18 protein-coding genes, 1 tRNA gene and 1 other RNA gene are annotated in these 17,496 nt (G+C 64.3%); 10 read left to right on the top strand and 10 right to left on the bottom strand.

The annotated features are described in order from the left end of the window. Window positions 1–76: 76 nt before the first annotated feature. The 3 genes from BEP01S_RS15120 to BEP01S_RS15130 form a co-directional block, all read right to left on the bottom strand. A complete protein-coding gene (locus BEP01S_RS15120; protein ID WP_062244885.1) occupies window positions 77–478 on the bottom strand; it encodes a DUF4190 domain-containing protein in 402 nt (133 codons plus the stop codon). Window positions 479–620: 142 nt separating this feature from the next. Next, the gene (locus BEP01S_RS15125; protein ID WP_062244888.1) at window positions 621–1,211 is read right to left on the bottom strand and encodes a TIGR03085 family metal-binding protein; all 591 of its coding nucleotides are present in this window, start codon (window positions 1,209–1,211) and stop codon (window positions 621–623) included. A gap of 83 nt (window positions 1,212–1,294) precedes the next feature. Beyond that, window positions 1,295–2,206 carry a Sir2 family NAD-dependent protein deacetylase gene (locus BEP01S_RS15130; RefSeq protein ID WP_062244891.1) on the bottom strand — a complete coding sequence of 304 codons (912 nt, stop codon included), beginning with the start codon at window positions 2,204–2,206 and terminating at the stop codon, window positions 1,295–1,297. Window positions 2,207–2,264: 58 nt separating this feature from the next. Between BEP01S_RS15130 and BEP01S_RS15135 the strand changes: the two genes are divergently transcribed. The 4 genes from BEP01S_RS15135 (at window position 2,265) to BEP01S_RS15150 (ending at window position 5,072) form a co-directional block, all read left to right on the top strand. Beyond that, entirely contained in the window at window positions 2,265–2,699 is a 435-nt protein-coding gene (locus tag BEP01S_RS15135) for a flavodoxin family protein (protein WP_062244894.1), read from the top strand. 97 nt (window positions 2,700–2,796) lie between these two features. Next, on the top strand, window positions 2,797–3,219 hold the full coding sequence (locus BEP01S_RS15140) for a hypothetical protein (protein ID WP_062244897.1): 423 nt from the start codon (window positions 2,797–2,799) through the stop codon (window positions 3,217–3,219). A gap of 13 nt (window positions 3,220–3,232) precedes the next feature. Further along, complete coding sequence (locus BEP01S_RS15145; protein ID WP_083532759.1) at window positions 3,233–3,595, top strand: winged helix-turn-helix domain-containing protein; 363 nt, start codon at window positions 3,233–3,235, stop codon at window positions 3,593–3,595. 70 nt (window positions 3,596–3,665) lie between these two features. Then, a complete protein-coding gene (locus BEP01S_RS15150) occupies window positions 3,666–5,072 on the top strand; it encodes an amidase (RefSeq protein ID WP_062245225.1) in 1,407 nt (468 codons plus the stop codon). Between the two features lie 15 nt (window positions 5,073–5,087). Here the strand turns inward: BEP01S_RS15150 and BEP01S_RS15155 are convergent, their stop codons facing one another. From BEP01S_RS15155 to BEP01S_RS15170, 4 genes are all read right to left on the bottom strand, one after another. Further along, window positions 5,088–5,753 carry a DNA alkylation repair protein gene (locus BEP01S_RS15155; protein WP_062244899.1) on the bottom strand — a complete coding sequence of 222 codons (666 nt, stop codon included), beginning with the start codon at window positions 5,751–5,753 and terminating at the stop codon, window positions 5,088–5,090. Window positions 5,754–5,768: 15 nt separating this feature from the next. Then, entirely contained in the window at window positions 5,769–6,839 is a 1,071-nt protein-coding gene (locus BEP01S_RS15160) for an FUSC family protein (RefSeq protein WP_062244902.1), read from the bottom strand. Between the two features lie 187 nt (window positions 6,840–7,026). Beyond that, window positions 7,027–8,226 (bottom strand): RNA polymerase sigma factor, encoded by a 1,200-nt coding sequence (locus BEP01S_RS15165; RefSeq protein WP_062244905.1) that lies wholly within the window; start codon window positions 8,224–8,226, stop codon window positions 7,027–7,029. Between the two features lie 24 nt (window positions 8,227–8,250). After that, window positions 8,251–8,658 carry a YciI family protein gene (locus BEP01S_RS15170; RefSeq protein ID WP_062244908.1) on the bottom strand — a complete coding sequence of 136 codons (408 nt, stop codon included), beginning with the start codon at window positions 8,656–8,658 and terminating at the stop codon, window positions 8,251–8,253. 264 nt (window positions 8,659–8,922) lie between these two features. Between BEP01S_RS15170 and BEP01S_RS15175 the strand changes: the two genes are divergently transcribed. From BEP01S_RS15175 to BEP01S_RS15185, 3 genes are all read left to right on the top strand, one after another. Then, window positions 8,923–9,612: a hypothetical protein gene (locus tag BEP01S_RS15175; protein WP_062244911.1), complete on the top strand. Its 690-nt coding sequence runs from the start codon at window positions 8,923–8,925 to the stop codon at window positions 9,610–9,612. Between the two features lie 238 nt (window positions 9,613–9,850). Continuing rightward, window positions 9,851–10,384, top strand: coding sequence for a type 1 glutamine amidotransferase domain-containing protein (locus tag BEP01S_RS15180; protein WP_062244914.1), 534 nt, complete (start codon window positions 9,851–9,853; stop codon window positions 10,382–10,384). Between the two features lie 123 nt (window positions 10,385–10,507). Next, window positions 10,508–12,082, top strand: coding sequence for a SpoIID/LytB domain-containing protein (locus BEP01S_RS15185; RefSeq protein WP_062244917.1), 1,575 nt, complete (start codon window positions 10,508–10,510; stop codon window positions 12,080–12,082). Between the two features lie 99 nt (window positions 12,083–12,181). Here the strand turns inward: BEP01S_RS15185 and sfnG are convergent, their stop codons facing one another. Both sfnG and BEP01S_RS15195 read right to left on the bottom strand, forming a co-directional pair. Beyond that, a complete protein-coding gene (sfnG, locus tag BEP01S_RS15190; protein ID WP_062245228.1) occupies window positions 12,182–13,330 on the bottom strand; it encodes a dimethylsulfone monooxygenase SfnG in 1,149 nt (382 codons plus the stop codon). A gap of 326 nt (window positions 13,331–13,656) precedes the next feature. After that, window positions 13,657–13,744: transfer RNA gene (locus tag BEP01S_RS15195), tRNA-Ser, on the bottom strand. A gap of 234 nt (window positions 13,745–13,978) precedes the next feature. On the opposite strand from BEP01S_RS15195, the gene BEP01S_RS15200 reads away from it, so the two are divergent. The 3 genes from BEP01S_RS15200 (at window position 13,979) to BEP01S_RS15210 (ending at window position 16,256) form a co-directional block, all read left to right on the top strand. Next, on the top strand, window positions 13,979–14,404 hold the full coding sequence (locus BEP01S_RS15200) for a YciI family protein (protein WP_062244920.1): 426 nt from the start codon (window positions 13,979–13,981) through the stop codon (window positions 14,402–14,404). Between the two features lie 76 nt (window positions 14,405–14,480). Next, an RNA gene (ffs, locus tag BEP01S_RS15205) (signal recognition particle sRNA small type) lies at window positions 14,481–14,576 on the top strand. Window positions 14,577–14,756: 180 nt separating this feature from the next. Next, the gene (locus tag BEP01S_RS15210; RefSeq protein ID WP_244882287.1) at window positions 14,757–16,256 is read left to right on the top strand and encodes a L,D-transpeptidase; all 1,500 of its coding nucleotides are present in this window, start codon (window positions 14,757–14,759) and stop codon (window positions 16,254–16,256) included. Between the two features lie 47 nt (window positions 16,257–16,303). Here BEP01S_RS15210 and BEP01S_RS15215 read toward each other — a convergent pair whose 3' ends face one another. Continuing rightward, window positions 16,304–17,332 carry an iron-siderophore ABC transporter substrate-binding protein gene (locus BEP01S_RS15215; protein WP_062244923.1) on the bottom strand — a complete coding sequence of 343 codons (1,029 nt, stop codon included), beginning with the start codon at window positions 17,330–17,332 and terminating at the stop codon, window positions 16,304–16,306. Window positions 17,333–17,496: the final 164 nt, after the last annotated feature.

The raw sequence follows: 17,496 nt of genomic DNA on the forward strand, positions 1-17,496 counted from the left end.
CCGACAACGGCAGAGGGCCGACCCAACCGGGTCGGCCCTCTGCCGTTTCTCTGTCGGTGTTGTCTTCTTCTCGCGGTCAGCCGGCCATGAGGCTGGCCAGGCCGCCGACGATGCCGAAGGAGATTCCGAGTGCCCATCCGAGGACGAGGAGTCCGAGGAAGCCGAGGCCTAAGATGAAGCCCCATTTGCCCATCTCGTTGTCTCCGTACCCGGCTTCCTGTGAGCGCTTGCGCGCCATGTGACCGGTGATGATGCCGATGACGGGTCCGATGAAGTTGAATCCGAGGAAGGTCGACAGGGTCGCCACGAGCGAGACGATGCCGAGCACCTTGCCCGGATCCTCCTCGGCGCGCTGGCCATAGCGGTTCTGGCTCTGGTAGCTCTGCGGTGCTTCGTACTGTCCGGTGGACGGGTGAGCGTACTGTCCCGCGGAGGGATGGTCGAACTGATCCGGAGTCGGGGTGGGTGCTGCGTTCATGGTGCTGACCTCCTTGGTAACGGCTGTTGACACCAGCCTAGGAAGACTTCACCGGACGCCGACAGGGACCAATCCCCCGACCTGGAGGGGGTTTTCCCGACACTCCCCTGCCTCCGATCTCAGCGCAGGTGGGTGCCACCGATCAGCGCACGTCGACGAGCGCATGGTCCTCTCGTCCCATGAGGTAGAGAAGCAGTTCAAGCGGTGCCCCGGTGATCGTCGCGGCCTCACCGCCGCCCTTCTTCCCCGCTGTGCGGGCACCGAAGCCCGGAGCTTCGATCGTCACGGGACCCTTCGCTTTCGCCGCGTAGGGCAGAAGCGCCACCTTCGTCTGTGCCCAGACGGTCGCGGTCTCTGCCTGCGACAGCCGGCGCGGAATCCATTCGATCGCGGCCCGGCGGATGTCTTCATGGTGGACGAGGAACTCGGTCGTGTTCATCACCGACTCCACTCCCGGCAGGGCACCCGGAGTCCATTTCGGCGGTGCGGCGACGAGTCCGAGCAGCCGGCTGAACGGCATCTCGGCGTACTCGTCTTCCTTCGCCTGCAGACGGTCGGAGAACTTCGGGATGAAGATGCCAGCGGCGGCCTGCGGGTGGCGTTCCCGGATGACGAGGTGAGTGGCAAGATCCCTGACGTTCCATCCCTCGCACAGTGTGGGGGCGTCTTCACCCGCGCGGCGGGCGGAGTCGACGAGTCGCAGTCGTTCGGCGCGTGCCAGATTGTCTTTCATACCCGCCAGTCTTCCATCTCCGGCTTGGACTCGCCTGGACGCTTCGTCATCTCACCGCCCGGTCGCTTCGCCGGCCTGTCACTTCACCGGCGGGCCCAGGTCGTGACGAAGTCGGCGACGCGGGAGATCGACCGGTAATCGGCGAATTCGTCACCTCGGGTCGGCCCGTCGGTGACGATGACGACGGGTTTGCCCTCTTTTGCCGCCGTCCTGACGAATCGCAGACCGGACAGCACCGCCAGAGAGGAACCGAGCACCACGATGCCGGCGGCCTCGTCAGCGATCCGATTGGCCTGTTGGACCCTGGCCGCGGGGACGGAATCACCGAAGTAGACGACATCGGGTTTGAGCAGTCCACCGCATTCGGGGCAGTCGAGGACGATGAAACCGGCGGTGTCCTCGAGTTCGACGTCGCCATCGGGTGCGGTTTCGACGTCGATCGGGTCGATGCCGACTTCCTCGGCGAAATCCGGATTGAGCTCACTCAGTCTCCGCTGCACGAGATCACGGTCGAACAGGTGTCCGTTGCTCAGGCAGATCACCCGGTCGAGGCTGCCGTGGAGATCGATGACGGGACTCGGCGCCGGCGCTCCGGAATCGTTTCCGCGTTCGGCGGCGACCGCCTCGGCGGCGGATTGGTGGAGGCCATCGACATTCTGGGTGATGATCCCGGCCACCGGCAGCTCGGCCAGGGCGAGGTGGGCTTGGTTCGGTTGGGTGCCGCGCATCCGCGGCCAGCCCATCCACGATCGCGCCCAGTACCTGGCGCGCTGATCGGGGTGGGAGAGGAAAGTCTGGATCGTCATCGGATTCCGCGGCGGGGAATCCGGTCCGCGGTAGTCGGGCACGCCTGAGTCCGTGCTCATTCCCGCCCCGGTGAGCACCGCCCAGTCCGCGTCGGAATAGGTCTCGGTGAGCACGTCGATGATCGCGGCATCGGGGTGGCTGGCTTCCGGACGCACACGTCCGCGCAGGGGGTCGAAGATGACTGCCATGGCTCCACTGTAGACATGGCAGCTGACGGAAGGCACCGGCCGGGGCTAGGGTGGGGCCATGGTCAACGTTCTGCTCGTTCATCATTCCCCGTCCGCTGCGACGGTACGAATCGCCGAGGCGGCCGAGTCCGGACTGCGAATGCCCGAGCTCGGCGACATCGACGTCACCATCCGCCCGGCGCTGGAGGCAAGTGTTGCTGATGTGCTCGCCGCGGATGCCTATGTGCTCGGCACGACCGCGAACTTCGGCTATATCTCCGGTGCCCTCAAGCACTTCTTCGACACCACCTATGACGCGGTGCGCGAACCGACCGCCGGCAGACCGTTCTCCTATTGGATCCACGGCGGCTACGACACGACCGGCGCCGAGACTGCTATGAAGCAGATCACGACGGGCCTGGGCTGGAAGCTCGCTTTCGATCCCCTCATCGTCACCGGCGAAGTCACAGACGCACACTTGGAGGAAGCCACGGAGCTGGCCGCCGTCAGGTAGTAATGGGGGAGTTTTTGGTGAAAGTACTTTCCAATATGGAAAGTAGTTGGTACTGTGGAACTACTTCCACAGATCAACCTCATTCAAAGGAACCGACATGGACGCGAACCCCACCCCGCAGCAGGCTGCAGATCTCCTCAGCCAGGTCGAAGCGAACCAGTCCCAGGCGCGCAGCGGCGATGCGTGGCCTCTGGTCACACTGCTCTTCGTCCTCTCCGCCGGGCTCTCCGTCGGACTCATGGCCGTCGGCACCATCGACGACAACACCACCCAGCTCATCATCGCCGGAGCCGGACTGAGCTGGATCATTCCCGCCCTGGTCGTCTATCTCGTCAAGGCCCTGTCCTGGAGCCGCCGCTCCACCGCCCTCCTGCTGACATGGCTGGGCGTCATCATCATCGCGTTCATCGTCGGCGTCATGGCCGATTCGTTCGCAGCCGGCGGTCCGATCCCGTTCATCGCCGCAGGACTACTATGGGTCGCCGCCCCGGTCTTCTCCCTGCTGGCCCTGCGCCGCTGAGGAGGGACCGACGATGACTGCGAAACAGAACTCCGCGACCGAACCAGAGGACGCGCACACCGAAGACGAGGCAATCCCCCACCTCGGAGATTCTCTGACCCGGCTCGAACCGGAGCTGAACAACCCCACGAGGCTCGGCATCGTCTCGAGCCTGAAGAACCGGGACAAGGCCGAGTTCAAACTGCTGCGCGACAGCCTCGGCGTCTCCGATTCCGTGCTCTCCCGGCACATCACCGCACTCGAGAAGGCCGGAATGATCGAGGTGAAGAAGGGGTACGTGGGCAAACGCCCGCGCACCTGGGTCTCGATCAGCAAAGACGGGAACAGCCGCCTCGAGGCACACATCCAAGCATTGCGGGAACTGGCCGGAGCATAACCCCGTAGATCACTGTTCCCCCTGGTGAGAAGATCGGCTAGGGTGATGGAAACCGATGCAGGGAGGCATGATGACCACACCGACGAGCACCGAGATCCCGTTCCTCGAACTCCACGAAGTCTCAACTCTCATCCGCACCAGGCAATTGTCCTCCCGTGAGGTCACCGAGGCGATGCTCGAACGCATCGAGCGACTCGAACCCCGACTGCAGGCCTTCGCCACGGTCATGGCCGAATCCGCCCTCGCCGAGGCCGACCGCGCCGATGCGCTCCTGTCCCGCGGGAACTGGCTCGGCGATCTGCACGGTGTCCCCGTGGCGGTGAAGGACCTCGCGAACACCCACGACGCACCGACCGGTGCAGGCACCACGATCCATGCGGACTTCCGCCCCGACTTCGATGCCACCGTCGTCGCTCGACTGCGAACCGCCGGAGCCGTCATCCTCGGCAAACTGCGCCTGACCGAAGGGGCGTTCACCGGTCACCATCCGGACCTTCCGACCCCGGTCAATCCGTGGGATGCCGACACCTGGTCGGGCGTCTCCTCCTCGGGATCCGGTGTGGCCACCGCGGCCGGACTCTGCTTCGCCTCTCTCGGTTCGGACACCGGCGGCTCGATCCGCCTTCCGTCCTCAGCCAATGGCGTCACGGGACTCAAACCGACCTGGGGCCGGGTCTCCCGCCACGGCATCTTCGCACTCGCTCCCAGCCTCGATCACATCGGGCCGATGACCCGCAGCTCCCGTGATGCCGCGATCGTGCTGCGGGCCATCGCCGGCCACGATCCGGCCGATCCCACCTCGTCACTCGAACCGGTGCCTGACTACCCCAATGTGCTGCACGTCGACCGGGCCCCGGTCGTCGGATTCGACCGCACCCTGGCCGAAGAGCACTTCGACGCCGCGACGAACGCGATGCTCGAAGACACCGTCGAGACGATCACCGGAATGGGGTGGCGGGTCCTCGATGTCGAGACACCCAACATGGAGGCCGCGGCCCAGGAGTGGACGGCCCTGTGCGGAGTCGAGACCGCCGGCGTCCACTCGAAGACGTACCCGGCCCGAGCGGACGAATACGGTCCCGACCTGTCCGGTCTCATCGATATCGGGCGCGGACTCTCCGCCGTCGACTACCACCGTCTGCTCGAATCACGTCGGGACTTCACCGGCCGCATGCGCGCTCTCATGGCCGATATCGATCTGCTCCTGCTGCCGGGCATCGGCGTCGCCTCACCGACGATCGCCCAGATGGCGAATCTGGGATCCGACCAGAAGCTGTTCGCTGCGGTGACCGTGCCGACGGCTCCGATCGACAACTGCGGAATGCCGTCGATCACTCTGCCCGCAGGGTTCACCGACCGGGGCACTCCCCTGGCTGCACAGTTCGTCGGCGGTGACTTCGCCGAACCCTTGGTCCTGGCCGCCGGTCACGCCTTCCAGCAGGTCACGGACCACCACACCCGTCACCCGGCACTATAGGAGCAGCGCCGCGGCTCACTTCGCCGCGTTGCGGGACACCATCTCCGTGATCCAGGTCGGGGCGAAGGGCGAGGTGCAGCCGGGCGAAGTCGGGTAGTCGCGGAGCACGCCGAGGCGCTCACCGATGTCGATGGCACGTTTCCGCAGATCCGGGTTCTCGATGCCGATATAGGACAACGTCTCGTTCATCGCCCACTGCAGACGTTCGGGGGCCTCGGCCATCTCGGCCTCGATCGTGTCCAGCAAACCGGACAAGTCTAGGCCTTCGGGTTTCTTATTGACCCGTTCGCTCGTCAGTGCCCAGCCGGCGGAAGCGACGACCGGATCGGGATCGTCCATCCACGACTGACGCAGCGCCTCGGCGTGGGGCGACTTCTTGACGATGTAGCTGACCAGCCAGCCGTGGACCTTCGGGAGTCGGGAGTCACGCAGCATCTCATCGAGCTGTGCTTCGCTCCAGGCCTTCGGGCGCATGATGAGGATCGCGACGAGGCGGGCCGCAGTGTCACCAGTTGCCCAGAGCTCGCCGGCGAGTTCGTCGTTCTTCTTCAGGTCCTTCGCCACAGCCCGCAGCTTCGTCAGGTTGACCGCGTGGTCGTCGCCGTGGCGGGCGTTGACGGCGCGGATCTTCTCGTCCTCGAGCGAGGCCAGGGTGGCGAGCACCTCGGTGCTGGTGGTCATGGTGTCCTCCTAGGGTCAGTCGTCGTCATCGGCATGCGGCGAGGCATCGATTTCGGCGCGCGTCCTCTTCACACTGCGGAAGCCGACGATGACGACGATCATGCCGACGACGGCGCCGATGACGGTTTCGATGGCACGGGAGGCCAGCAGCTCCGGAACCGGGTGCGGGCTGCCGATCTGGGTCATGAGCAGTGCCAACGGAGTGATGAAGAGCAGAGCCACCGAATAGTTGCGCAGCACGTAGATCTCGGCGAGGAACTGCAGCAGGATCACCCAGACCACCAGCTGCCACGCCTCGGTAGGGAACGACAGCAGGAACGCGGTGACGATCACGCCCAGCAGCGTTCCGACCACACGGTGGACGCCGCGTTTGAGACGGGCCGACCGACCGGGCGGGGTGATCGGTGCGACCGCAGCGACCATCGCCCAATAGCTGTGGGACAGCAGCGGCAGCACATCGATGAGCAGGGTGCCGAGAACTCCGGCGATGAGCGGGGCGATCGTGAATCGGGCGGCGTGGGCGGCCAGATCGGACTTGCCCACCGGTGACAGCCCGACCCGCACATAGGTCTCCTTATCCGGAGGCATGCGTTCGCCGGCATAGTGGGCGAGCGCTCCGAGACCGATGCACACCAGCGCCGAGGCGGCCGCCACACCCATTGCCACCGGCACCGATGCGCCGCCCGGAATGGATCCGACGGCTCCCGTGGCGAAGATGAAGAAGATCGACCCGCCGGGTTTGAGCCGGAAGCGCAAGGCGATGGCCGCACCCGCACCGGACACGAGCGAGGTGATGACGACGAGCACCCAGACCGAAGCTCCGAGGCTGCTGAGCAGGGCGCCGATGCCCACGCAGACGACGAGGACGGCGGCTGCGATCGACTGTCGTCTGGTCCGCGATCGTGGGGATTCGAAGCGTGCGTAGATGCCGGTGAAGGCGCCGAAGGCGGCATAGACGGCGAGGTCGAGGCGGTCGATTCCGAGCAGCACGAGGAGTGGGATAGCGACTCCCAGGGCGATGCGGAACGCGGGAATATGGTCGCGTTCGCCCGGTGGGATGCGGAAGAACTCCTGCAGGTGGCTCAAACGGGTTCGGCCTCTTTCGACATCGGGAACGGACCCCGGTGACGGGATCGCTGAGATGGGGTGGTGAGCTGAGCGCTCCCGTCGATCGTAGTCCGCCATCGGTGCGTACGAATGTCTTCTGCCGACAGGAGTGATCAACCTCGCTCACCGAGGCGGCCGATCGAGACCGTGATCACCGTCGTCTCGGTCACGGCAGGTGCCCCTGCCCCGACCGAACGCGTGCCGCCTGCCGGTTGAGATGGTCGCGTTCGGCAAGGCTGCCGGCCCGTTCGGCGGCCCGTGCGTAGAGGTCGGCGGCCCGCTGTGACTCCCCTGCCCGCTCGCGCAGGTGCGCTTCGACGGCGAAGTACCGGGGCAGCCCCTCATCGAGGGCACGAAGTTCGGCCAGGCCCGCCCTTGGACCGTCGGCCTCCCCGATGGCCACGGCACGGTTGAGTCGCACAATCGGCGTATCGCGCAGGGCCAGCAGTTCGTCGTACCACTCCACGATCTGCACCCAGTCGGTGTCCTCGACCGTCTGCGCATCGGCGTGGAGTGCCGCGATGGCGGCCTGTGCCTGATATTGGCCGAGTTCGTCCCGACCAAGCGCTGCCTGCAGGATTTCGATGCCCTCGACGATGAGTCGTCGATCCCACAGGGTGCGGTCCTGATCGGCCAGCGCGATGAGGCGACCGTCGGCGCCGAAACGGGCGTCGCGGCGGGCGTGGTGGAGGAGCATGAGGGCGAGCAGTCCGTCCACCTCGGCGGAGTCGATCACGGTCCGCAGGCTGCGGGTCAGTCGGATCGCCTCGGCGACGAGGTCGACCTCGCCCGAGTGTCCTTCGTTGAACACGAGGTAGAGGGTGGTGAGCACCGAGGACAGGTCGCCGGGTCGGTTGAGCCGGGACCCTGCGATTGTGGATTTCGCCCGGCTGATGCGCTGGGCCATCGTCGACTCGGGCACCATATAGGCTGCGGCGATCTGCTTCGTCGTCAGTCCGCCCACCGCCCGCAGGGTCAGGGCCACCGCCGAGGCGGGGCTGAGGTCGGGATGGGCGCAGAGGATGTAGAGGTCGAGGGTGTCATCGGCGTTCGGGACGCCGTCCGTCCCGGGTTCGGACGAGGTTCCGGGCTCGGCGAGAGTGGCGGCCATGACCCGTTCCTCGCGTTTCATCCGCGATCCTTCAGATCGCACGATGTCGAGGAACTTCCGCCACGCCACCGTCACGAGCCAGCCCCGCCGGTCACGGGGCGGGTCGGACCGCCACGATCGCAGGGCTTCGATGAGCGCGTCCTGAACGGCATCCTCGGCGGTCGCGAAGTCTGCTCCACGACTGACGAGGATGCCGATCACGGCGGGGACGAGCTCACGCAGCTCCGCCTCGGCGAGGGGATCCGGATCGGTCATCGCGGACTCCGTTCGCGTCCCTGATCATTCGTCCACGCTGGGTGCGTGGTCGAGGAAGGGGCGCAGTTCGAGCCATTCGTTGATCGGCTCTCCTCCCTTGCCCGGTGCGGCGGACAGCTCACCGGCGAGTTCGAGGGCGCGGTCGTAGCTGTCGACGTCGATGGCCATCCAGCCGGCGATGAGGTCCTTCGTCTCGGGGAAGGGGCCGTCGGTGACCGGAGGCTTGCCCGGTCCGCCGGACTGGACGAAGGTGCCCTCCGGGGACAGCGCCTGGGCGTCGACGAATTCGCCGGATTCCTTGAGCTTGTCGGCGAAGGCGTTCATATACGCCACGTGCGCGTCGACCTCCTCGGGACTCCACTGGTCCATCGGCGCGTAGTCCATGTACTGCGCGGGCATCCGATAGTGCTTGAGCATGAGGTACTTGGCCATGATGGTCTCCTTGTCTCGTGTCGCTCGCACGGGTTGTGCTCGCTGACATCACTGGGACGCAGCCGGACGAGTGTTCTCGACATCAGCGGCGAAGAATTCTCGTCACGAACGCCGATCACAGTCCCAGAATAGGCCGATGTGTCCGTCCTGGAACATGCGTCACCGGATCCGAACACGAATCGGCCCAGGTCACGGCTCCGCGCTGAGAGGCTTGTCTTGTACGAAACACCGACAGCCTCTTACACACGAGACCAGGAGCAGATCATGAAGGCACAGACACTTCTCAAGACCATCACCGTTGCCGGAGCCGTTGCCGCGACCCTGACGCTCTCGGCCTGCGATATGAACATCACCTTCGGCCCGGAAGGCCAGGGACAGGAACAGGGCCAGGACGGCCAGCAGGAGCAGCAGACCGAGGACACCGAGACGACCGCCGAAGAACCGGCATCGGATTCGGGCTCCACTTCGGATTCCGGCTCCGCCGGTTCGGGTTCGACGGGCACGACGGACAACGGCACCACCGATAACGGCACTACCGGCAGCGGCGGATCCACGGATTCGTCCAGCGCATCCTCGTCGAGTGTTTCTTCTACCTCGACCGGAACGTCCTCGTCGAGCGGATCGTCCTCGAACGGATCATCGTCGTCGAGCGGCACGACCGGCGACAGCGGATACCAGGGTCCGCGCATCGGCGAAGACGGAGTCGAACTCGACGCCGACGGCAACGGCAAGATCCCCGCCGACGTTCTCGAGGCGGACATCAAGAACGCCTACGCCAAGCAGGGCACCACGGTCGACACCGTCGACTGCTACTCCGACCTGCGCATCTTCTCCCACAGCGGCTCGCAGAACTGCACCGTCACTGCTGCCGGCAAGAATCACTACGGCACTGTGAAGATCACCTCGGCGTCGCAGTCCGGCATCGGCTACAGCCTCGAGTTCCCGAACATCTGAGCCGCCCGCCGGGCCTGCGAAACGTACCCCTCGAGCGTCTCGTATCCCCGACTCGCACTCCCCTGGTCACCTCGGCCAGGGGAATGCGTTCGTCGCAGTCTGGAACAACTCGGTATTCTTCGTTGTTGGGCCCAGAGTGGGTGTCGGTCCAACCGCACGTCGGCCTCGACGTTCCGGCCAGCCGGGCCCATGTCAGATTCGCCAACCTCACAGATCACAACTGACAAGGAGCACCATCATGGCACTCTCTGACAAGAAGATCGCATTCCTCCTCACCAGCGGCGTCGAGCAGATCGAACTCACCAGTCCCCGCACCGCTCTCGACGAGGCCGGGGCGACGACCGTCATCGTCTCCCCCTCAGAGGGAACGCTGCAGGCGATGGAAGGCGATTGGGAGCATGCGCAGACCTTCGACGTCGACGTTCCCGTCGCCGAGGCCTCGGTCGATGACTTCGACGCCCTCGTCCTGCCCGGCGGCACTCTCAACGCCGACGCCCTGCGCCTGAATGAGGACGCCGTCAACCTCGTCAATGCGTTCTTCGCCGCCGATAAGCCGGTCGCGGCCATCTGCCATGCGCCATGGATCCTCGCCGAGGCGGGTGTGGCCAAGGGAAGGAAGCTGACGTCCTTCATCTCGACGAAGACCGACCTCATCAACGCCGGAGCCGACTGGGCCGACACCGAGGTGGTCGTCGACGGCAACCTCATCACCTCTCGCAACCCCGGCGACCTCGATGCCTTCAACAAGGCGATCGCCGAAAAGCTGAGCTGAGCTGGAACGATACCTCCCCCGCCGAGGTGGGCCCACCTCGGCGACGAACTCCCCGAAACGATCGTTTCGGGGAGTTCTTCTGTTCGTCATCTGAGTATTGACAGCCGCGCTTATGATCAACTCATGCCACCCTCCCTGTTCGTCAAGGCGACGATTCCTGCCCTCGCGGCGCTGCTCATCTCGCTCCTCTTCGTTCTCTGCTCCACAGCGCCTCCGGCACATGCCGCCTATGCGACCTCGGGTCCGATCGGGGCGATGCACAAGTCGCTCGGCGGAAATACGGGCAAGCTCGGTCCTGCGACCGGCCCCAAGCGGTGCACGCTGATCCAGAAGGGCTGCTATCAGTCGTTCAAGCACGGCAGCATCCATTGGACGAAGGCTACGGGCGCCCATGCGACTCTGGGTGCGATCCGCACTGCATGGAAGAGGTCCGGATGGGAACGCGGCCCCTTGGGGTATCCGACGAGCAATGAGTACCGTTCCGGATCCGAGACCCGGCAGAAGTTCCAAAACGGAAAGATCGTGTGGACGGCGAAGTCCGGGGCGAAGGTGCAGGTGACGAAAGCACCGTCGTCGTTCGCGATCAAGGGGTCAGGCTTCGGCCACGGGGTCGGGATGAGCCAGTACGGAGCACGCGGGATGGCGGCGGCCGGAAAGTCCTCGACGCAGATCCTGCAGCACTACTACACGGGTGCGAAGGTCACGACGAGGTCGAAGAACGCCGATGCCAGCCTCAAGGTGCAGCTGCTGACCGGGAAGAAGTCCGTGACGATCACCCCGCGTTCCGGGCGTCTGCGCGTCAAGGCCGGGTCGAAGACCATCGAATCGGGATCGAAGGTCACGATCGAGCGGACCTCGTCCGGTTCGGTCAAGGTGACAGTCGGGGCGAAGAGCTATTCCGGGTCCAAGCTCACCATCGAATGGCAGGGCACCCGGTATTGGAAGGGCTCCTCGGCGACGACGGTATCGGTCAGCGGTGCACAGGACGGAGCGACCGGCACCTACCGGCACGGGCGGATCGAGATCGGACAGCTGAAGGGTTCGCTCAATGTCGTCAACGTGCTGGGGCTCAACAAGGAGTATCTGCCGGGAATCGCTGAGATGCCGGCCTCGTGGCAGTCCGAAGCCCTGCGCAGTCAGGCCATCGCCTCTCGCACCTACGCTTACCGCAATCTCGGTGCCGTGAAGCCGGCTTGCGGGTGCAACGTCTACGACGAGGTGGCTTCGCAGCGCTTCCTCGGGTGGACTCGCGAGAATGCTGCCGACTCAGGGCCATGGCGCAAAGCCGTGACTGCGACACAGACCTCCAGCGGGTCGACGGTGAAATCGGCGCGTGTCGTCACGTACAAGGGCGGACTCATCGATGCCGTCTACTCATCGTCAGCCGGGTCGAAGACGCATTCGGCTGCCGAGGTGTGGGGTTCGGCTGTGCCCTACCTGGTCTCGGTCGATGACTCGCCGTCGAAGTATGCGTCGGCGCAGAACCCGAACGCCTCGTGGTCGGTGACGGCCAAGCAGGCCGATATGGCCAAGGCGTTCGGTCTGACTGACGTGCGGTCTGCGACGGTGACGAAGACCGGCTCGGGGCTGGTGAAGACGGTGAAAGCCACCTCGGTGAAGGGAAAGACCGAGAGCCTCACCGGCGATCAGCTGCGGACGAAGCTCAAGCTCAAGTCCGCATCGTTCAGCGTGGCCTGACCGCGGCAGACCGAGCTCAGTCAACGCGAAACTCGAAAAAGTCGCCGCTGGTGACGACTTTTTCGAGTTTCGCGTGGCTTGAGGGACTCTCCTGCTGGTTCAGACTCCCGCAGGGGTGAGCAGCCCTCGGTTGACAAGTTCGACTTCCTTCTCGCGCACGATCGGGATGACGGTCTTGCCGAACGCCTCGAGTTCCTCCTGGAAGTGGAGGAAGCCGGTGAGGATGAGGTCGACGCCGATCTTCTTGTATTCGATGATGCGGTCGGCGACCTGTTCGGGAGTGCCGATGAGCTGGGTGCGGAAGCCGTCGTTGTACTGGACGAGGTCTTCGAAGCTCGAATCCGTCCACATGCCCTTCTTATCGTGAGTCGAGGCTCCGGCCTGTTGGACGGACTTGCGGAATCCTTCGACGGCGCCTTCATCGGCTTTGGCGATGATCTCGCGCAGCTGTTCGCGGGCTTCGGCTTCGGTGTCGCGGACGATGGCGAATCCGTTGAGTCCGAAACGGACTTTCCGATTGTGCGCTCGGGCCACCTCGGTGACGTCGTCGTACTGTTCGCGGAAGCCGTCGAAGTCCTTGCCGTTGGAGAAGTACCAGTCGGCGTGCTTGCCGCCGTTGATGCGAGCGGCCGAGGAGTTTCCGCCTTGGAAGATCTCCGGGTGGGGGCGGCCTTCGACCGGGTAGGGGCCGGGGCGGAGGGTGAAGTCGTCGACGGTGTAGAAATTGCCCCGGTACTCGACATTCTCCTCGGTGAAGAGTTTGCGGGCGACGTCCATGAACTCGGCGGATCGGCGGTACCGTTCGCCGTGTTCGAGCCACGGCAGGCCGAGGCGGGTGTATTCGTCCTTGAACCAGCCGGAGACGACGTTGATGGCGGCCCGGCCCTTCGTGAACTGGTCGGCGGTGAGGATGAACTTCGCGAGCACGGCCGGTTCCCAGATGCCCGGGTGGATGGCGGCGATGACCTTGAGCTTCTCGGTGGCCAGGGCGAGCGCGAGTGACGTGGAGGTCGATTCGTGCTGCTGGGCCGCGCCGTAGCTGGAGAGGTAGCGGACCTGGCTGAGCGCGTATTCGTAGCCGACCGCCTCGGCGGTCTGAGCGAGCTTGACGTTGTAGTCGTAGCCCCAGTCGGTGCGCTGTTCGATGTTCGACACGACCAGGCCGCCGGAGACGTTGGGCACCCAGTAGGCGAACTTCAGGTCTTCGGGCTCACCGGTGTAGATCGGGTTGGCGTGGATGTTCGTCATTGTGAGTCCCTTCCCATCGAAACTGGCATGAGCACCGTGTCCGCTGACTGCGGGCTGCTTGCGTTTGCGGCGTCCGCACCGGACCGGTTGCTGCGACGTCATCGGGCCAGTTCCCTTAGGTCGCTCGTGATGTGTGCAGGTGTGCCGTGCCAGACTACTGAGACGCAGACCACACGTGGCGGACAGATTTCGCGGACCGACGCACGCCGTCACAATGACGCACTTCGCCACGAACCGTCATCTGATTTGCGTTCCCGCGGCAGTGCCCAGGAATCGATGAATCGACGAAGTCCCGGCCCGCATTGACTGCGAGACCGGGACTTCCGTGGCGGAGGATAGGGGATTCGAACCCCTGAGGGCGTTAACCCAACCCGCGTTCCAGGCGAGCGCCATAGGCCACTAGGCGAATCCTCCGCGAATCAGCTTATCCGAGTCATGACGACAATGCGAAATCGCGGTGGCCGAGTGTGAAGCATCCCACTTCTCACAGGTGAACAGGCGACCTCAGCCGCCGGAGCTTGGCATCTGCTCCGAGTGAGCCGTGGAGCATCCCGCATCTCGGATGGATCGACATAGGCTTGCCGTAGGCAGTGCACGAAGCGGTCTCAACCGACCCCGCTCAGGCACACCCCCGACCGAGGAGTCCTCATGAAATTCATGCTCATCATGCGCACCGTCGACCAGGCCGCCGTCGAACGGATGGCCGAAGCCGATTTCAACGAGATGATCGCCGCTATGGGCGCCTACAACGAATCGATGATCAACGCCGGCGTCATGGCCGACGGCGCAGGTCTCGCCGACCCGTCCGAAGGCGCTGTCGTCGACTTCTCCAGCGAGGAGCCCACGGCCACCTCTGGTGCTTACGGGGACCTTCGCGAACTATTCAACGGATTCTGGATCGTCGAGGTCGCCTCCCTGGACGAAGCCATCCACTGGGCGAAGAAAGCACCTCTGGAGGCCGGATCCCAGATCGAAGTGCGTCGCATCAACGGGCCCGAGGACTTCCCCGAAGACAACGAATGGATCCAGAAGGAACAGGAATGGATCGAGCAGGGCCGCCTCAACAACGGCTGAGCCCCGCAGCAATCAACAACCATGTGGCCCCGCCCACTCGTTTTGTCCACCGAGGTCGCTCTCGACTAGACTGATTGCTGGCTCCCCGTGCGGCGTCATCTTGTGAACTCCCCCAGGGCCGGAAGGCAGCAAGGGTAAGCGAGCTCTGTCGGGTGCACGGGGAGTCCTCTATTCCCCAACATCACAATTCCACAACTCCCCTTATCCCCCGTCTGCCCAGGTCAGCTCTGGCTCTGTGGCGCTCCGAACGCCGAAATCAGGGCCGAGAAGCGAATTCGTTAATACTTTCGTGATTTTGCTTCATTACCATTATTCGCAGTTCTCATCCCTGTGTTTTAACGAGGTTTCCCTGTTGTCCACGAAGATCCAAGGGGCCATTGCCGCCCTTTCGGCACTGGCCCTGCTCACGGCGTGCACCCCGTCGAGTGACGATCCCAATGCGACCCGCAATGGCGCGAACAAGACCGCCGAGGCGGCTAAGGATCCCGTATTCCGTGTCGGGGCCATCACCACTGAGGCCGCAGAATCCGCGTCCGAATCGACGGCGACGTCCGAGACCAGTGAGGATGCGACCTCCACTGCGAAGCCGAGCCAGTCCACCGATGCGGCCACCGCGATGCCCGGCGCTGGGGACTTCGGCGAAGTGACCGAGTCCGGTGACGAGATCGACCTCGAGGCCGGCGAGCGGATCGGCATCTCCGTCGAGAACGCCGACCTCAGTGACATCTCCGTCACCGAGGAGGCCCACCCCCGGATCGCGCACGATCCCGGCACATTCTTCGACGCTTCCGGCACCGCGCTTGAGACCGATGAGGACGCTCAGGCTGGTTCGTCGACACCGAGCTCCACCGAATCCGAGCCCACCGACGATGGGTCGAAGGGCAGCGATTCAGAGAAGGAAAACGACGCCGAGGCGGTCTCCGCCCCGGATGAGTCCGCCGCCTGGATCTCGACTTACGGCCTCGTCGCCGACAGCGAATACACCGTGAAGGCCACCGCCACCACTGCCGACGGCGAAGAAGTCGACCTCGACGCAACGATCACCGTCGGCGCCAGCGACGGGCAACCGATGTCCGTGCGCACAACACTCGCCGACGACCAGACGGTCGGCGTCGCCGCACCCATCATGCTCAACTTCGGCTCCACCGTGTCCGAGGACTTCCGTGACGATGTCGAACGCCGTCTCTCGGTCAAGGTCACCGACGAGGACGGCAAGGAACGCGAAGTCGAAGGCTCGTGGGGCTGGCTCTATGACGATCCGCAGTCCCGACTGCATTTCCGCCCGAAGGAGTTCTGGCCGGCTCATTCGAAGGTCTCCGTCGACATTCCGCTCAAGGACGTGCCGACCGGTGAGAACAGCGTGGGTCAGAACGACCTCACCCTCGATTTCGAGATCGGACGCAAACAGGTCGTCAAGGCCGATGTGAAGTCCCACCGCATGACCGTCACTCGTGACGGCAAGCAGGTCATGGACTTCCCTGCTTCCCTCGGTGCACCGAAGTCCCCCTCGTACAACGGCACTCATGTGGTGATGTCGAAGGCCGCCGATTACACGATGACCTCCGAGCAGTGGGACTACGAGACCGATGTCCAGTGGGCGGTGCGCATCCACAACAACGGCGAATTCATCCACGCCGCTCCGTGGTCAGCCGGCGTCCAGGGTTCTCAGAACGTCTCGCACGGCTGCATCAACCTCACCACTGAACGCGCGAAGGAGTACTACGACTCCGCGATCTTCGGCGATCCCGTCGAGGTCACCGGTTCAAACGTGAGCCTGTCGACCAATGACAGCGACATCTCGGACTGGGTCTATTCCTGGGATGAATGGAAGAAGCTGAGCGCCCTCGATTGAGAGCGCCCAGCTTGATGGCCTGATTCGGCCGGTTCTTCGCAGTCGACTTACTTGTCGAGCTTCTTCACGGCCTTGTCGATCATCGGCACATAGCGCTCCAGCGTCCACGGGACGGTGAGCGGGTTGATGATCGAGGATCCGGTGACGAAGGGCTGGTCCTTCGGCGCCACGACGGCACCGGACTTGATCGCCGGAATGTTCGCGTACAGTCCCTGCGATTCGATCTCCTTCCTGTTCTTCTCATCGGAGTAGAAGGTGAAGATGAGGTCCGAGTCGTTGAGCTTGTCTGCGTTCTCCAGACCGATGAGCGCGGAATCCGTTCCCGGCTCGTCGTACTCCTTCTTCAGCTCGTCGATGATCGGATCCGGTGTCAGTCCGAGCGCGGAGACCATCGCCACGCGCTGCTCGGTGGGATAGAAGACGCCGAGGGTGCCGGGACCGGAGTTGTAGATGAAGGAGAACGTGAGGTCCTTGTATTCGTCCCGCTTGGCCTCTTTCAGCTGTGTCTTGATGTCGTCGACGAGCCCTTCGGATTCCTCTTCCTGACCGAGCGCCTTGCCGATCGTGGTGATCTGCTCGTCCCACTCGATGGTCCACGGCTGCTTCGGGTAGGCCACGGTCGGGGCGATGGCGTCGAGCTGCTTATACTGCTCGGCCGTGATTCCCGACCAGGGGGCAAGAATGACATCGGGCTCGAGTTCGGCAATGGCCTCGACATCGAGTTCCGTATCGCCCTGGAACTGCTCGGGCAGCTCCTCGCCCTTGTCCTTCACCGCTTCGTAGATCCACGGCATATAACCGGTGTCGTCGGATCCCCAGGCGTATTCCTCCATGCCGACCGGAGTCTTGCCCAAGGCGATCGCGGTCTCAGTCGATCCCTGACCGAGAGTGACGACGCGTTCGGGTTCGGACTCGATGACTGCTTCGCCGAGTGCGTGCTTGATCTTCACGGTCTCGAAGTTCGCAGACCCGGACTCCTCCGCGGCCTGCGATCCCTGCCCGCAGGCGGTCGCGGTGAGCGAGAGCGCGACGAGTGCTCCCGTGATGACTGCCCGGCGGCTGTGAGGAACTGGCATTCCTGTCCTTTCGACAGAGGTCGGAGCCGGAAACGGCCCCTCGACATTAACGTAGGACAGCCTAACTTAACTCACGCCTGATTGCGCAACGCCTGTGAGCCACTTCACGTCGATCTGCCGCATCTGCTGACAGCAGAAACCCTCGCCGAGGCGGCCCTGCGAAC

Source organism: Brevibacterium epidermidis NBRC 14811 (assembly GCF_001570805.1).
GTDB classification, from domain to species: Bacteria; Actinomycetota; Actinomycetes; order Actinomycetales; family Brevibacteriaceae; genus Brevibacterium; species Brevibacterium epidermidis.